Below are 15945 nucleotides of genomic sequence, written 5' to 3' on the forward strand. Positions count from 1 at the left end.
TTCAAATGGAAGCATTATCACATACCCATCAACTTAAGAAATTGATTGTTCCCCAAAACGAAAAAATGAGCTGAATTCTCATAAATAACTGTAAAAAGGTGAAAATTTCGTTATGGGGGGTATCTCAAAAGCTTAGGTTGATGGCAATGGGGTGGGCCCCTTTTTAGCAAAACCGGAGTGAAAATGATGAGTATAAACAATTTTGTGAGATTGATAAAGGACGAATTATTAAAAGAGGTAAGCATTAGAAGTGAGGATGAATTCGAGCCTGTAGTAGTTAAAGATATTCCTAGACTTTGGAAGTGTTTAGGGATAGGTAATTATGCCGCAGTATTTATGCATAAAGGATACAAAAAATGGGTAGTGAAAGTTTACGCACGAGAAGGAGAAGGAATTGAAAAAGAGTCAGAAGTATACCGAAGAATCGGAAATCATCCTTCTTATTCGAAGCTTATATATAAAGGAGAAAATTTCATAGTATTGAAACGTTTAAAAGAAATTACCTTATACGATGCTGTTCATAAGGGGATTAAAATTCCTAAGCAGGTGATCCTTGATATCAATGAAGCTTTAGAGTATGCAAGAGAACAAGGATTAACTCCTTGTGATGTTCACGGGAAAAATGTGATGATGGAAAACGGAAGAGGGTATGTAGTCGATGTATCTGACTTCTTGAAAACAAAAGAAGATAGTAAGTGGAGAGACCTAGAAAAGGCATATTTTACATTTTATTTGCCTTTCATTTATAAATTTCCTTTCCCTATTAAAATACCGTATTTTATGTTAAACATTGTTAGACGTTCGTATAGAAAATATAAAAAGCTTAAAAAGAAATTCAAATTGTAAAAAGACCACATACTTATCTTTAAGTTAGATAAGTGAACCACTAGTAAACAAAAGGACCGTACATTTTAGTTATGTCTAATATGTACGGTCCTAATTTTATAACTTCATGAAGTAATCAGTAAGCTTTATATTTCCTTTTTCACACAATTACTTATTTTTTCTTCAAGCCCTCTATACTTTTTACTCTATCTTTTCAATTCTTCTTTCAAGAAAAGAAATGACGGCATTTTGATTGTTCTCGTTTTGTTTAAACCTAGAGCTTTTTCTTGTTTATTTCGCAAGAATTGATGCGTTCTTTGAGCTCTGTATGGTTATACAGTGTGGTTTTATTCACTCCAGCTTCTTTCTGTCACACTTTTGAAGTTAATTATATTTTTCTACGTACGAAATAAAAAGATAAGGCCCCCATAATAACAGGTGCAACGAAATCAAAGAAATGAGAAAAATTAAAAGGAAAAAGAAAAAGAAATGGTATAAGTGTATAGATAACTGCTTGTCCTATAAATACAGGAATTCCGAATTGAAATTCTCTACATCGTTTGACTTTCCTGTATAACACTTCCCCAATTAGACAAGCTACAAGAGCCGGTATACTACCATAAGTGACGATCGTTTTAATGAATCCTAATACAACGTTCGGGTGAATAAAGCTAGGATGAGAAATATATGAAATCAAGAACCATCCAAAAATAAAAGCAAACAGACTTGCAGCATAACTAATTACAAATTTTATCAACGTAATCATCCTCACAGTTTTCTAATATGAACTCTATCGTATGACATGAAATCCTATTATTAGTAGTAAGAAAAAAGCGGATCCCTACTCTAAAAAGGCATCCACTCGTCCTGCTATACTTGTTTTATTTTCTTTGCTCTAGCAAACTTCCAAAAAGCTGCAAGTAGTATGAGCAGCGGTATTCCCTGAATAAAGAGAAATCCTCCGAAAAAATAAAGTGCACGACTAACTAGAGGAGGAGCTGTTGCCGACTCACCCGCGAAATAAGCCCCATAATTAGCCGCTACACCTGCATAATCAGCTATCCCACCTATAAGAAAAGCCGCTGGAATTATGATTAAATTTATCCCTAAACAGATCATTATTGAAGATAGGTTTTTAGCCTTAATTTTTGGTGAAACAGACAAGAAAAATAAGAATATTGCAGTGCCGTTTATAAGAAGTATTGTTATTACAAAAATCCCCATAATATCCCTCCATGATTTTAATTGTACCATCAGCAAGGACAACTTTGTGTAAATTTGGATGAATAGGGTTTTCATGTGAGGTTAACATAACGTCTCATTAACAGTAGTCAATGATGCATATAATTTTCGTTTTTGCTTTCTTTTCTGAGCTGGATAGCGGTGGGGTGAGTCATAGATTGTGGAACACATTCCTAAGTTATTATAATATGAAAAAATGAAATTCACCCTCTGCAATTCATTCAAATGGTTCAATCTTCGCATCTTATGAATTCCCTGATAGTGCTAAACATAAGCAAAATAATTAACTATCCTATGCAAGAAAGTTAGGCTAGTTAATCGCATATGTTTTATTGAAGGGATGTGATTGAAATATGGAACGACCGAATTGGGGAATTGGAGGATTAGTATTTGTTGGCTGCATGTTTCTTGGTGGAGGAGTGGGATCTATATTAGGCGATACGCATGCTGGATGGCTAATAGGGATGGGGGCTGGATTTATTGGGATGGCTTTAACGAGACTGATCAGAAAGTAATATAATGGGATTCTGCTCCCAGTAAATAAGGAAATATGTATGTAATTCATGGCATAATAGCTTTATAAATTATAGTTAGAACCTTCTCTTTTTTAAATTTCTCCATACATAGATATGATTCTCAAGTCGGAGGATGGCACCTTAGGGTGTTTTTTTTGTTCTCTAAAAATGCCTTACCATATAATAGACTTCGATAATATTTTTTGTAATAGAATAGATTCATTACCGTTTCAGACCTCAGTATTCATTCATAACCTAATAATAAAAGGGGATGATTCAAGGTATGGCGTTTAATGATGAATTAGTTTGTCAACAGTTTGCAAGAATTATCGGTGGCCAAGAAGGGTTCGCCGGTGGAAAATGCGTGGCTACAATAAATCGGGATGAAATACAAGCAACTATCTTAGGGAAACGTTTTAGAGTAACAACTTCCTTCTCATTCGAATCACGAGATAATAAAACTGGACGAGCATTATGTTTAGGACGGGTAGCGCTATTGCAAAGAGAAGTCAATGGGTTTGTTGCTACAATTATTAAACAAGGAATAATCGTTTCGTCTATACACAATGAGTGGTTATGTGATGAGCCGAATTTAATTTACGTTAATATCGAAGACGTTGATGATCCGCTAAGCTTTGCAAGGAAAGTTAGAAAAGCGTTATGTAATTAACCAATCTATTTAGTTAAATGAGCGATATAAAAGGATCTTTAATTGAAAGATCCTTTCATACATAAGATGAATGTTTTTCCTTGTATTTCATTAATTAAGTTCACTTGATTAACAAACGAACGTAATTCCTATGCACGAATCGATATAATAATTTCCGCTTTTATTGTAGAGTCAGTCTTTTAGTAGAAAATGAAATATACGACAAATTTTGACAAAGAAAGGCTTATATTTTTGTTATGCTATGAAAGTTATTGATTTGTAATGTATATATAGGAGGATTTTTTAATGTTAAAGAAATTGTTATTTTTTGTAATTTTGAGTTTGTGTGTAATGTCTTTAAGTGCTTGTAAAGGTGATGAAGAAAAATTAAAAGTGGCATCAGATGAGCAAAAAATAGATGAAGATAAAAAAGTAGCGGAGGAAGAAAAACGTAAGCAAGAAGAGCAACAAAGAGTAGAAGAAGAGAAGCGTAAACAAGAAGAGCAGCAAAGAGTAGAAGAAAAACGTAAACAAGAAGAGCAACAAAAAGCAGAGGAAGAAAAACGTAAACAAGAAGAACAACAAAGAGCAGAAGAAGAGAAGCGTAAACAAGGAGAGCAGCAAAGAGTAGAAGAAGAGAAGCGTAAACAAGAAGAGCAACAAAGAGTAGAAGAAAAACGTAAACAACAAGAGCAGAAGACTCAGCAACAACAGTCTATACAACAAGAGAGAACACAAAAACAAGAAAAAACAACACAAGCAACAGGTGGGAAACCAACAAGATCACAAATTTCAGTTGGTTCACATGTAGTTATTCAATTAGATAATGACTATAGTAAAACTGTAAGTGGTGTTGTGAAAGACATTTTAACACATAGTGAAACACATACATACGGCATTAAAGTTCGATTACAAGATGGACAAATTGGCCGTGTTCAAAGTGTTAATTAGTGAAAAAAGATTTGACTACTTTTTAAATAAATAAATAAATAAATAAATAAATAAACGCTACAAAAAAACGGTTCTTTCGTAAAGGAACTGTTTTTTTTGTAGCGTTTTGCTTAGCGTACGAAATTTGCGTTTTGTTCATGTCACCACATCTCTATCAAGTTATCACATACAAGGTAATAGATGTTTTTTATGATTTGAAAGGAGAGGAAGCGAACTTGGAGGGAGTATGTTTGAGAAGATTAAAGGAAATGTTTTTTTGTTCTGGGTTATGGACTTATTCGCCTGTTCTAATTAACTAAAAGAAGAACTTTCCCATACCGATTAGACTACTAAGCATTCCAATTCCATTCATGGTGCCTTTTCCTACTGTCAGTAAGTTTCCAAGCATTCCTGGCTGACCGTTATTCCCCCATCCCATAGGACTTACCTGTCCTCCCCATCCTGGAGGGTTTCCAAAAATACCCCAGTTATTATTGGTATTAAAATTAAAAGCTTTAGCTGGTGGCGATAGTAAAGCGGCGAGATGACCTTGTGCGAACATCCCTGTATGATTGAATGGTTGAGCCCAGGGTAAGGGAGGTTTTTGGAAATTACCTGCATGGCCTGGTAATGGAGTCCAATTAGCAGGATGTCCTTGGGGCATCATCCCTGCATAATGGATTGGCTGACCTAAAGAGAAGGGAGGGGGCTCGGGATTGAAACCCGTATAGTTGGCTGGTGAATCCCAACCAAATGGATAGACTCGACAACTCCAATTCTCAGGAATCTTCAAATCATTCATTCCCTCAGCTTTAGCTATTTGGGGCTGTAAATATAATGATGACATTGCAATTTGGTTATTATATTGCTCTCCATTTCCCTCTGAATTCAAATACCAATATTGGTGCATAAGTTTATTCCCCTCACTTTAAAAATGTAATGTTAGACTTAGCCTATGTAATATTCCTTTTTATGGATGGTTACATAACCAGATTTACAAGCCTGTATTTAAAGGAATAGGTGTATTGACTTGTTAATGTATCCCGCAATTTGTGGGCTATAAGACATCACCACCTCAAAATTCAGTGAAAGCGGCTGCCTGTAAAAGCACCACTGATTAAAGTTTCACTTTATTTTAGAAGGGTATTTTTAATTGCTCCTTTTGTTTAATTCAGCCTAATTTAATTTTGGTTAACAAACGTGTTTATAAAGGTTTAATCAGTAAAAAAATTTTAACATTTTATGTCGAGCAAGTAGAATTACTAAAAAGAGAATATCCATTCGAAGAGTTTGGCAAAATACTGAAAGGATCATGTATTGTTGTGCAGATATGCAAACGATTTGAACTAATTAATGGAATTTATAATGAAGGGGTAAATGAATATATGAGTGAAACATTACATAAAAGAAAGCCACCATATTTAATGCTTGTAATCCTTTTTATTGGAGCATTTGTTTCATTTCTAAATAACTCGCTTTTAAACGTAGCTTTGCCATCAATAATGAAGGATTTAGACATAAAAGATTATTCAACGATTCAGTGGCTTTCTACAGGGTATATGCTTGTAAGTGGTGTATTAATTCCGGCATCAGCATTTTTAATAACCCGCTTCTCCAATAGGAGCTTATTTATTACATCTATGTTGATTTTTATTCTTGGTACGGCTTTAGCGGCTTTAGCACCGAACTTTAGTTTATTACTTACTGGCCGGATGGTTCAAGCAGCAGGTTCTTCAGTCATGGGGCCTTTATTAATGAATATTATGCTAGTAAGCTTTCCAAGAGAAAAAAGGGGAACAGCGATGGGGATTTTTGGGTTAGTTATGATTACAGCTCCAGCAATTGGACCGACACTATCGGGTTATATTGTAGAATATTATGACTGGCGTTTGCTTTTTGAAATGATTTTACCGTTAGCAATCATTAGCTTACTGTTAGGGGTTTGGAAATCGGAGAATGTCATGAGACAAAACAAAAATGCAAAACTTGATTATCTCTCATTACTATTATCTTCTGTCGGTTTTGGCGGTTTGTTATATGGATTCAGTTCTGCAAGCTCCGACGGTTGGACGAATAAAGTTGTTTTAACAACCTTAATTATAGGCGCTATTGCCCTAATTACTTTCATTATCCGTCAATTAAAAATGAATGAACCGTTATTGGATTTACGTGTTTACAAGTACCCAATGTTTGCACTTGCGTCTGTAATTGCGATTGTTAACGCGGTGGCCATGTTTTCGGGTATGATTTTAACACCAGCTTATGTACAAAACGTCCGCGGTATTTCACCGCTGAGCTCTGGGCTGATGATGCTTCCAGGTGCGGTAATAATGGGGATTATGTCACCAATTACAGGTAAACTATTTGATAAATATGGCCCTCGTATTCTTGGTATAGTAGGACTTTCCATTACAGCCGTTTCAACTTATATGCTAGCAAATCTGCAACTCGACTCTAGTCACACGCATATTATTCTTATTTACACGCTGCGGATGTTTGGGATGGCGATGGTGATGATGCCGCTTATGACAAATGGCCTTAATCAATTGCCAACTCGCTTAAATCCGCACGGTACAGCTGTTAATAATACAGCTCAACAAGTATCCGGTTCAATTGGTACTGCTATTCTTGTTACGATTATGAATTCTGTAACAAAAACAAAAGCTGAAAGTTTAATGGCTGATGTAGATCCAACAACCTTCACAGAAGCTACGAAGGCAATGTTAACTCAGAAGGCTTTATTATCCGGAATTCAATATTCATTCTATGTAGCGCTTGGCATGAATATTGTTGCACTACTATTAGTTTTTTTCGTTAAACGTGTAGATACAAGCGCAGAAGCTGTCGAGAGGTTAAATCGGTAGAGTAAAATAAAACTTTAGATCATGACTCCTATAAGTTTTTACTGTTTAGTTAGACTATGAAGAAATGCGAACTTCTGCTGCTAAGGCGCAGGTATTTAAATTTGGAAAAGAATCAGTGAAATAATTATATATAGTAAAAAGGATCTGATATTCATATCAGATCCTTTTTCATTAGCAACACAGTATACTTACTTATCGTATTTGTTTGAATTGACATTAGAAACTACTGGTTTTCCTAATACTACAATCTTTAGCTCTCAATTTCTGATAAACATTATCATAATACACTTCATTTTAATTTAGTATTTTTTCTGCAAGTTATAAAGGTAATAGAGACAAACAACTTAGATTAACAACCTGATAAGCAGTATCATAATCGTGAATAGTTAGGGAAAAGATAAAATAAGGTAATCAATTACATATCTTTATCCCAGGCGATTCATTGCTATCTTCTTTTTATTGAATGGGATATTTTATTTTATGCTTTTTTGAAAGGGTGTTTTTAATGGATAAAAAAGTATCTGCCATTCCTCAACCGAAAACATATGGATTGCTGGGGAATCTCCCATTAATCGATAAAGATAAGCCGACCTTATCTTTTATCAAGATAGCGGAAGAGTATGGTCCCATTTTTCAAATTCAAACTTTAAGTGATACCATCATTGTCGTTTCTGGGCATGAACTGGTAGCAGAAGTCTGTGACGAAACAAGATTTGATAAAAGTATAGAGGGTGCTTTAGCGAAAGTTCGCGCCTTTGCTGGAGACGGATTATTTACAAGCGAGACTCATGAGCCTAACTGGAAAAAAGCTCATAATATTTTGATGCCTACATTCAGCCAACGAGCAATGAAAGATTATCATGCTATGATGGTCGATCTTGCCGTACAACTCGTTCAAAAATGGGCACGGCTTAATCCGAATGAAAGCGTAGATGTACCGGAGGATATGACTCGCCTTACATTGGATACAATTGGTCTATGTGGTTTTAATTATCGATTTAATAGCTTTTATCGTGAGACCCCTCATCCTTTTATTACTAGCATGAGCCGTGCTCTAGATGAGGCGATGCACCAATTACAGCGGCTGGATATAGAAGACAAACTTATGTGGAGAACGAAACGTCAATTTCAGCATGATATTCAATCTATGTTTTCCTTAGTGGATAATATTATTGCCGAACGTAAAAGTAGTGGAAATCAGGAAGAAAATGATTTGCTTTCCCGTATGTTAAATGTGCAGGATCCGGAAACTGGTGAAAAATTAGATGATGAAAATATTCGTTTCCAAATTATCACTTTTTTAATAGCTGGGCATGAAACAACAAGTGGATTATTATCTTTTGCAATCTATTTTTTATTAAAGAATCCGGATAAATTGAAAAAAGCCTATGAAGAAGTAGATCGGGTTTTGACAGATCCTACTCCAACATACCAACAAGTTATGAAACTTAAGTATATACGGATGATTTTAAATGAATCGCTACGTCTATGGCCTACTGCTCCAGCATTCAGTCTCTATGCAAAAGAAGATACAGTGATTGGTGGGAAATATCCAATTAAGAAAGGAGAAGATCGTATTTCTGTTCTTATTCCACAGTTACATAGGGATAAAGACGCGTGGGGAGACAACGTGGAAGAATTCCAACCTGAACGATTTGAAGATCTGGATAAGGTTCCTCATCATGCTTATAAGCCATTTGGAAATGGTCAACGGGCATGTATCGGTATGCAGTTTGCACTTCATGAAGCTACACTCGTAATGGGAATGCTTCTTCAACATTTTGAATTCATTGATTATCAAGACTATCAGCTGGATGTAAAACAAACATTAACGTTAAAGCCTGGTGATTTTAAAATTAGGATTCTACCCCGAAATCAAACTATTAGCCATACTACTGTTCTTGCGCCTATAGAGGAGAAACTGAAAAACCATGAAACCAAGCAGCAAGTTCAGAAGACTCCTTCTATTACTGGGGCCGATAATCTTTCACTTCTTGTTCTATATGGATCGGATACAGGGGTAGCAGAAGGTATTGCAAGAGAACTGGCAGATACAGCTAGTTTAGAAGGTGTTCAAACGGAAGTGGTAGCTCTTAACGATCGAATTGGAAGTCTGCCAAAAGAAGGGGCGGTTCTTATTGTAACTTCTTCTTATAATGGAAAACCACCAAGTAATGCAGGGCAGTTTGTGCAATGGTTGGAAGAATTAAAACCGGATGAGCTAAAAGGTGTTCAATACGCAGTCTTTGGTTGTGGAGATCATAATTGGGCTAGTACTTATCAGCGAATTCCAAGATACATTGATGAGCAAATGGCTCAAAAAGGAGCAACAAGATTTTCTAAACGCGGGGAAGCGGATGCAAGTGGTGATTTCGAGGAACAGCTCGAGCAATGGAAACAAAGTATGTGGTCTGATGCGATGAAGGCATTTGGATTGGAACTTAACAAAAACATTGAGAGAGAACGCAGTACATTAAGTTTACAATTTGTTAGTCGTCTTGGAGGATCTCCTCTGGCGCGAACATATGAAGCGGTTTATGCAACTATACTAGAAAATCGAGAGCTTCAATCATCTAGCAGCGAAAGAAGCACACGACATATTGAGATATCTTTGCCAGAAGGTGCTACGTATCAAGAAGGAGACCACCTTGGGGTGCTGCCAATTAATAGTGAGAAAAATGTCAACCGAATTTTAAAACGCTTTGGATTAAACGGGAAAGATCAAGTCATATTGAGCGCAAGTGGGCGTAGTGTAAATCACATACCTTTAGACAGTCCTGTTAGTTTATTTGACCTTCTTAGTTATAGTGTAGAAGTGCAAGAAGCAGCCACTCGAGCACAAATACGAGAAATGGTGACATTCACAGCATGCCCTCCTCATAAAAAGGAATTGGAATCATTATTGGAAGAGGGAGTTTATCATGAACAAATATTAAAGAAACGTATGTCAATGTTGGATCTTCTTGAAAAGTATGAGGCTTGTGAAATCCGATTTGAACGCTTTTTAGAACTTCTTCCTGCGCTCAAACCGCGTTACTATTCTATTTCAAGCTCTCCACTCGTTGCACAGGATCGCCTGAGCATTACGGTTGGTGTTGTTAATGCACCTGCATGGAGTGGGGGAGGGACATATGAAGGAGTCGCTTCTAATTATTTAGCTCAGCGTCATAATAAAGATGAGATTATTTGTTTCATTCGAACGCCACAATCAAACTTTCAATTACCTGAAAATCCAGAAACACCAATTATCATGGTTGGACCAGGTACTGGAATTGCACCATTCCGTGGATTCTTGCAAGCGCGTCGTGTTCAAAAGCAAAAAGGTATTAACTTAGGACAAGCACATCTATATTTTGGTTGTCGTCATCCTGAAAAGGATTATCTCTATCGTACAGAACTAGAAAATGATGAAAGAGATGGATTAATTTCGTTACACACAGCTTTTTCTCGCTTAGAAGGACATCCTAAAACATATGTACAACATTTAATAAAACAAGATAGAATCAATTTAATTTCGTTATTAGATAATGGGGCTCATCTTTATATATGCGGGGATGGAAGTAAAATGGCTCCTGACGTAGAAGACACCCTTTGTCAAGCATATCAAGAAATTCATGAAGTCAGTGAAAAAGAAGCAAGGGATTGGTTGGAACGTGTGCAAGACGAAGGGCGATATGGAAAAGATGTTTGGGCTGGAATCTAAATTCTTCTTAATTAGATAAGTACTATTTCATTCACGAACTTCTTTCGACCAAGTATAATTTTAAACAAAATAAACTGATTTATAAAAACCCTGTATTTTTTATTGAATATGGGGTTTTCTTATTTTTAAATAAAAGGGATGTATATGTTGATTCAAAATCTAATAATCTTTATGCTTTATATACACAACATGGTAGATTTGACTTAATAAAAAGGGGAACCATCAGGGAGAAGTAGACTTTAATTTAAAATCAACAAAATGCGTAATTGTTGTTACTCATTCACAAGAAGTTGCAAAAAAATCAGATCGAGCATTTTATTTAAGTAAAATGAAGTTAGTATTAAACGAAATTAAGAATAGTTAAGAAAAAGCTATTTTTGTTCTCAATTAACAAAATTTTTGAAATATACAAATGTTAATATTTGTTATATGATATGTTTGTCAAAGTACTATTCCTGTAGTTTCTATAATGAATCTGTAAGATAGTTTGTCTGTCCCATATATTCACCTTAAACTAAAAAGAACTTGCAGAGATTTCTACAAGTTCTTTTTAGTTTAAGGGTTGAATGTGGATTTGGAATAAAGAAACGATTTTTTGAGAGGAGAAAAGTAAATGTTTATAAGAGCAGAAAGATTATTAATACGAAATTTTGAGTTCAAAGATTGGCAAGCTGTCCATGAGTATACATCAGATAGCAATGTTATGAAATACATACCCGAAGGAGTTTTTACTGAAGAAGATACAAGAAACTTTGTAAATAGAAATATGGGTGAAAATGCAGAGAACTTTCCTGTGATACTGGTAGATGAAAATATTCTGATTGGTCATATTGTTTTTCATAAATATTTTGGTGAGCATACTTATGAGATTGGGTGGGTATTCAATCCTAAATATTTCAATAAAGGATATGCTTCTGAAGCAGCACAAGCTACATTAAAATATGGGTTTAAGGAAATGAAATTACATAGAATTATAGCTACATGTCAGCCACAAAATACCCCGTCATATCGATTAATGGAGAGAATTGGAATGAGAAGAGAAGGATATTTCAGGAAGTGTATCCCCCATGGAAATGAATGGTGGGATGAATATTATTACGCTATTTTAGAAGAAGAGTAGTGTCTCAGAACGCATTGTTTAAATCAAAATCAAAATCAAAATCAAAATCAAAATCATAATTAAAATTGTGCTATCTTTTCAACCGAACATCCAATAGCAGCAGCTCGCAAAGGAAGCAACCATTGGATAAAAACTGAGGATGGTAATAAATCACACTGGGCATTAGATAATTATCAAGAAGAAGGAATTAGAGTACACAACTGGTTTGTTGACGATAGTGTGGTTATTTATTATAGAACTGTTGCCACATTAATAAATACTTTAATTGAACACGGGCTTTCGTCGGATAAAATAATTGAACCACAATCAACTTTGGCAGGGATAGAGAAAATGCCAGATTTAATAAACGAATCGCGAAGTCCATCTTTTATTATAATCAAGTCAAAAAAACAAAATAATATTTAAAAATATATACCGCAATCTGGGAGCTTTTATTGAATTACGAAAACAGCCGTTTCACTAAGGAATGGCTGTTTTTTTTAACATAACCTAAGTCCGCTAAACGGTATGCGTTCAAGTTGCTGTCATTTTATAATTATTTTATAAAAAGGGTTGTGAAAATGCAGGTGGAATTTCAAATGAGTGCAGGAATAATAGCAGTACTCATTTAAGATATTATCTGCGTTTGAATTGAAAATATTGAACATAGGAGTGAGTGAAAATGGCATATTTATTGCAAGTTGATTTTCCGTTTGAAGGTCCTTTTGGTGAAGAAATGGAAAAAGCATTTTTGGATTTAGCAAAAAGTATTAATGAAGAAGAAGGATTCCATTGGAAAATATGGACGGAGAATGAAGAAACGAAAGAAGCTGGAGGCATCTATGTATTTGAAGAAAAACAAGATGCTGAAAAATATGGAGAAATGCACAAGAATAGACTTCAAGCATCTGGTGTTAAAGATATTAGAGTAAGAATTTTTCACATCAATGAAAAGTTAACGAAACTGAATCGTGGTTATAGTAAATAATGAGGGACACAGAATTCAAAAAAGAAGGGGGATAATCCCTTCTTTTTTGAATTCTTCCTTTATAAAAAAATCCCTATATAAATAGGGATTCGTGTATCGGCATATAGTTCCTTGGAAAAGGTTATATTAAGTCTAATTTATGAAGGTTCTTACATTTGTGAAATTGACGAGAATGTGCTGTGAAAAAATATTATTAAAATAGTTATTTATAAAAGGGTACGCCCCTTACTGGGAGGTAAGGGGCACAGGAAATGCAAATTTATTTGTAATTTGCTAAGTTGATCATAATATATATACCTGTCTATACATGTTACAAAATTATAGAAATAAATAATGTTTAGTAACTAGGAGTAACGAAGGTTGTATGAATTAAGTTATTTTTAAAGGAATATAACAGAAAAATGCGAGAAGAGACCTGATAGACAGGCCCGTTATTGTTATTGTTTTGGCATATAATAAATAATGTTGTTTCTCGCGTATCGATACGGGACAAATAGAGGGAATATTTCATCGCTATCCTTTCCTACGAATCTACAGAAAGGGTAGCGTGTTTTTTATTTTAGGGGCATCTCTTTTTATTAGCTTAATACCGATGTGACAATACCCCTTTATTGTTTTTCAGACTTCCCTTGTTCTAGAATGTATGCTGCTTCTTGTTCCAGCGTCGCTAATTCGTATGCTTGACCAATGCTGTTATTGTCCCATTCCCATAATAAATTATGCTCCTCAACGGATTGAGAGAAATCGCCTTCATACCAACGAACCAAAATCTTGAGGTACTGTTCTTTATGTTGTAAGGTTCCACTATTACTTTCATCAATTACTCGACGTACTATTTCGATGTTTTCTGGAGTCATTTTAATAAATCCTTGCTTTTCGTGAGATAATACTTTTTGATGAGTCATTTTGTGCATGGCATTGATTATATGACGATCAGAATTGAGGTCAAGTATTACCTCTTCGCCTTTAATTTTCTCAGTCTGCTTTTCCTTAACGTCTGAACCTGCATACGTACCGACTTTGTAACCGGTAAAAATACCAACTGCTATAGCAATAACTAAGCTTAATGTGATTTTAATCCACTTTTTCAAACCTCGTACCCCCTTTTATTGAAGTGTACCATTAATCTTGCCTCTACTTTGGTGTGCGCTCTAATCTGTTTTTCCTAATATTTGTTTACGGCATCTGACATCGTAGATTTCATTGTTTGTAACAGTTCTTCTTTTGTTATTATTTTTTGTACATTTTTAAAAGGTCCGCCTAAAGATTCACCATTTTGATTCTTAATCTCTAGTTCTGTTATCTTTTTATTACCCTCCTGAATGAGTTGAAATAGAGCATATAAACGATCTAATTCTACTGAATCCAATTGGCTAAAGTCAATCTCGTTACTCATTTGCAAAGTTAATAATAATTCATTAGCTGGTTTTCCTTCATCTGGATCTTTACTATCTAAAATATATTGAAGAGCATTTTCCGTTTCAGATTCCACGTAGCCTAATTTTTTCATTTCTTCTAGTGTTGGTTTGAATTCCTTATATTCCTCATATGTTTTTTTTCCATATTGGTATTCATCACCTACTGGATATGAATAGAGGAGACCTTGTACCTTTACTCGGAATTTTAGATATTTGTTATTTTTTTCTTGCACAGTATGGTATGTATTACCACCATTATTTTCATTTATTGGGCTCCAATCTGTTACAACAACATCAATACCGTGTTTTTTCTTTATATAATCTTGTACCTCAGCTCCATTTTCTTGATTACAACCACTTAGACATAAGAAACATAATACTAGCAATATTACATGTTTCAATCTTTTCATATAAGCACTCCCTACGTAAGAATTAATTCTTGAATGTGCAGCACACTACAAAACCTTCTTTTCCTGAGTCGTATACTTTAACTTTTATATAGTTTGAATCTTATTGAATCATTTAAGTTCCTGACGTTCCCAACTATACTGCTTGAAGCATTACAGTATTAAAATAAACAACTTATTTATTTTAAGGTCTTTCTCAATTCTATAAGCACATGGTTCATTGGGCTCATATCTAAAATGTACATTCATACGATGGTATCTATTTTACTATAAAATCTAGTTCTATTATTAAAATGTTCCTTTTTTCTTTCCTAGTATAGATGTTCGCTCTACTTCAATGAGGGAGGATTTATGGAAGGACATTATACAATTTCAAGGTGTGCACCATATATAAGAAGAAAAAACATAGCTACCAACTCGATATAATAAAAGTTATATATATGCATAATAGCATTTAAAAGCACTCATGATAATGTTATACTACTATCAACCAAGAAGAATCCAACAAATACGGCAACTACTTTTAAATTCCAATGCTTTATCTTGATTACATAAAGGATTGGAAAGAGTATAAGTATCCAAAAAATAATAATATAGATTGTATTTACCATTCTTTACTCCTAATAAAATGATTGTTTTTAATATAGGTGATTTTTTGGGGTGAAGATATGTTTCATTAAAAAAAAGGGCCGGAATCCCGGCTCTTTTTCTATCTTAAAGTCTTACTTTATCCCGCATTAACGGGCAGTAAGACCCCCACCTCAAAATTCAGAGGAAGCAAAGACGTTAGGTGGGGGATCAACTGCCCGTAAAAGCCCGATTGGTTCAACTAATAATCAGTGGTGGATGAACAAAACCCCCACTGATTAAAGTCCCACTTTATCTCTCCGTTTCAAAAAACTCAATCCATTCTCCATCAGGACCAGCGAAGAATATGTAACGTGTTCCATCTGGTAATGTTTCAATTTCTTCTCCAAGTAAAAAGGTTACTTTTTGTTTCTTTAGTCTTTCGATTTCATCCTCTAATGAATCTACTTTAAAGCAAATGTGATGTACTTTTCCTTCTGCCGGAAGAGAAGAGTTGTAGCCTTCAATTAATTCAAGTATCGTTTCCTTCGATTCTTCCACACCTAAAAAAGCGAGTTTTAAGTCGGGATTCGGGTGACCCATACGTTTAATGAGCTGTAAGCCAACTACTACTTCATAAAATGAAATAGATGTTTCTAAGTTTGCGACCATAAGACCGACGTGTTCAATTCTTCTAACTGGCATGTAGATCCCTTCTTTCTGAAAATTATATACAAT

13 protein-coding genes and 3 pseudogenes are annotated in these 15945 nt (G+C 34.8%); 10 read left to right on the forward strand and 6 right to left on the reverse strand.

The features are described from left to right. The first annotated feature begins 186 nt into the window (after positions 1-186). Positions 187-846: a protein kinase family protein gene (locus ABH961_RS29235; RefSeq protein ID WP_048543632.1), complete on the forward strand. Its 660-nt coding sequence runs from the start codon at positions 187-189 to the stop codon at positions 844-846. Positions 847-1213: 367 nt separating this feature from the next. On the opposite strand, the gene ABH961_RS29240 is transcribed toward ABH961_RS29235, so the two are convergent. Further along, positions 1214-1591: a hypothetical protein gene (locus ABH961_RS29240; RefSeq protein WP_048543633.1), complete on the reverse strand. Its 378-nt coding sequence runs from the start codon at positions 1589-1591 to the stop codon at positions 1214-1216. A 104-nt stretch (positions 1592-1695) separates the two neighbouring features. Further along, positions 1696-2049 carry a hypothetical protein gene (locus ABH961_RS29245; protein WP_098132398.1) on the reverse strand — a complete coding sequence of 118 codons (354 nt, stop codon included), beginning with the start codon at positions 2047-2049 and terminating at the stop codon, positions 1696-1698. Between the two features lie 371 nt (positions 2050-2420). Here ABH961_RS29245 and ABH961_RS29250 point away from each other — a divergent pair, with 371 nt between their 5' ends. From ABH961_RS29250 to ABH961_RS29260, 3 genes are all read left to right on the forward strand, one after another. After that, entirely contained in the window at positions 2421-2582 is a 162-nt protein-coding gene (locus tag ABH961_RS29250) for a hypothetical protein (protein ID WP_000441003.1), read from the forward strand. Positions 2583-2865: 283 nt separating this feature from the next. Continuing rightward, positions 2866-3252: a DUF1259 domain-containing protein gene (locus ABH961_RS29255; RefSeq protein ID WP_116443090.1), complete on the forward strand. Its 387-nt coding sequence runs from the start codon at positions 2866-2868 to the stop codon at positions 3250-3252. A gap of 285 nt (positions 3253-3537) precedes the next feature. Then, entirely contained in the window at positions 3538-4182 is a 645-nt protein-coding gene (locus tag ABH961_RS29260; protein WP_098080028.1) for a YwbE family protein, read from the forward strand. Positions 4183-4477: 295 nt separating this feature from the next. Here the strand turns inward: ABH961_RS29260 and ABH961_RS29265 are convergent, their stop codons facing one another. After that, positions 4478-5071, reverse strand: coding sequence for a hypothetical protein (locus ABH961_RS29265; RefSeq protein ID WP_098132399.1), 594 nt, complete (start codon positions 5069-5071; stop codon positions 4478-4480). Positions 5072-5546: 475 nt separating this feature from the next. Here ABH961_RS29265 and ABH961_RS29270 point away from each other — a divergent pair, with 475 nt between their 5' ends. The 6 genes and pseudogenes from ABH961_RS29270 to ABH961_RS29295 all read left to right on the forward strand — a co-directional run bounded on the left by ABH961_RS29270 (position 5547) and on the right by ABH961_RS29295 (position 12815). After that, positions 5547-7025, forward strand: a complete 1479-nt coding sequence (locus tag ABH961_RS29270) for a DHA2 family efflux MFS transporter permease subunit (protein ID WP_098132400.1) — start codon at positions 5547-5549, stop codon at positions 7023-7025. Positions 7026-7530: 505 nt separating this feature from the next. Beyond that, on the forward strand, positions 7531-10728 hold the full coding sequence (gene cypD, locus ABH961_RS29275) for a bifunctional P-450/NADPH--P450 reductase (RefSeq protein ID WP_098080022.1): 3198 nt from the start codon (positions 7531-7533) through the stop codon (positions 10726-10728). Between the two features lie 247 nt (positions 10729-10975). Further along, positions 10976-11092, forward strand: a pseudogene (locus ABH961_RS29280) (ABC transporter ATP-binding protein); the annotation flags it as partial. A gap of 249 nt (positions 11093-11341) precedes the next feature. Further along, positions 11342-11848: a GNAT family N-acetyltransferase gene (locus tag ABH961_RS29285; RefSeq protein ID WP_098048363.1), complete on the forward strand. Its 507-nt coding sequence runs from the start codon at positions 11342-11344 to the stop codon at positions 11846-11848. Between the two features lie 72 nt (positions 11849-11920). After that, positions 11921-12253, forward strand: a pseudogene (locus ABH961_RS29290) (SAM-dependent methyltransferase); the annotation flags it as partial. 256 nt (positions 12254-12509) lie between these two features. Beyond that, positions 12510-12815, forward strand: a complete 306-nt coding sequence (locus tag ABH961_RS29295; RefSeq protein ID WP_048543651.1) for a monooxygenase — start codon at positions 12510-12512, stop codon at positions 12813-12815. 608 nt (positions 12816-13423) lie between these two features. Here the strand turns inward: ABH961_RS29295 and ABH961_RS29300 are convergent. From ABH961_RS29300 to ABH961_RS29310, 3 genes and pseudogenes are all read right to left on the reverse strand, one after another. Then, positions 13424-13906, reverse strand: coding sequence for a PRK06770 family protein (locus ABH961_RS29300; RefSeq protein ID WP_098080020.1), 483 nt, complete (start codon positions 13904-13906; stop codon positions 13424-13426). Between the two features lie 11 nt (positions 13907-13917). After that, a pseudogene (locus tag ABH961_RS29305) lies at positions 13918-14643 on the reverse strand (hypothetical protein); the annotation flags it as partial. 876 nt (positions 14644-15519) lie between these two features. After that, entirely contained in the window at positions 15520-15912 is a 393-nt protein-coding gene (locus ABH961_RS29310) for a VOC family protein (RefSeq protein WP_048543654.1), read from the reverse strand. Positions 15913-15945 lie beyond the last annotated feature (33 nt).

The sequence above is a fragment of the Bacillus sp. RC251 genome, assembly GCF_044908765.1.
GTDB lineage: Bacteria > Bacillota > Bacilli > Bacillales > Bacillaceae_G > Bacillus_A > Bacillus_A wiedmannii.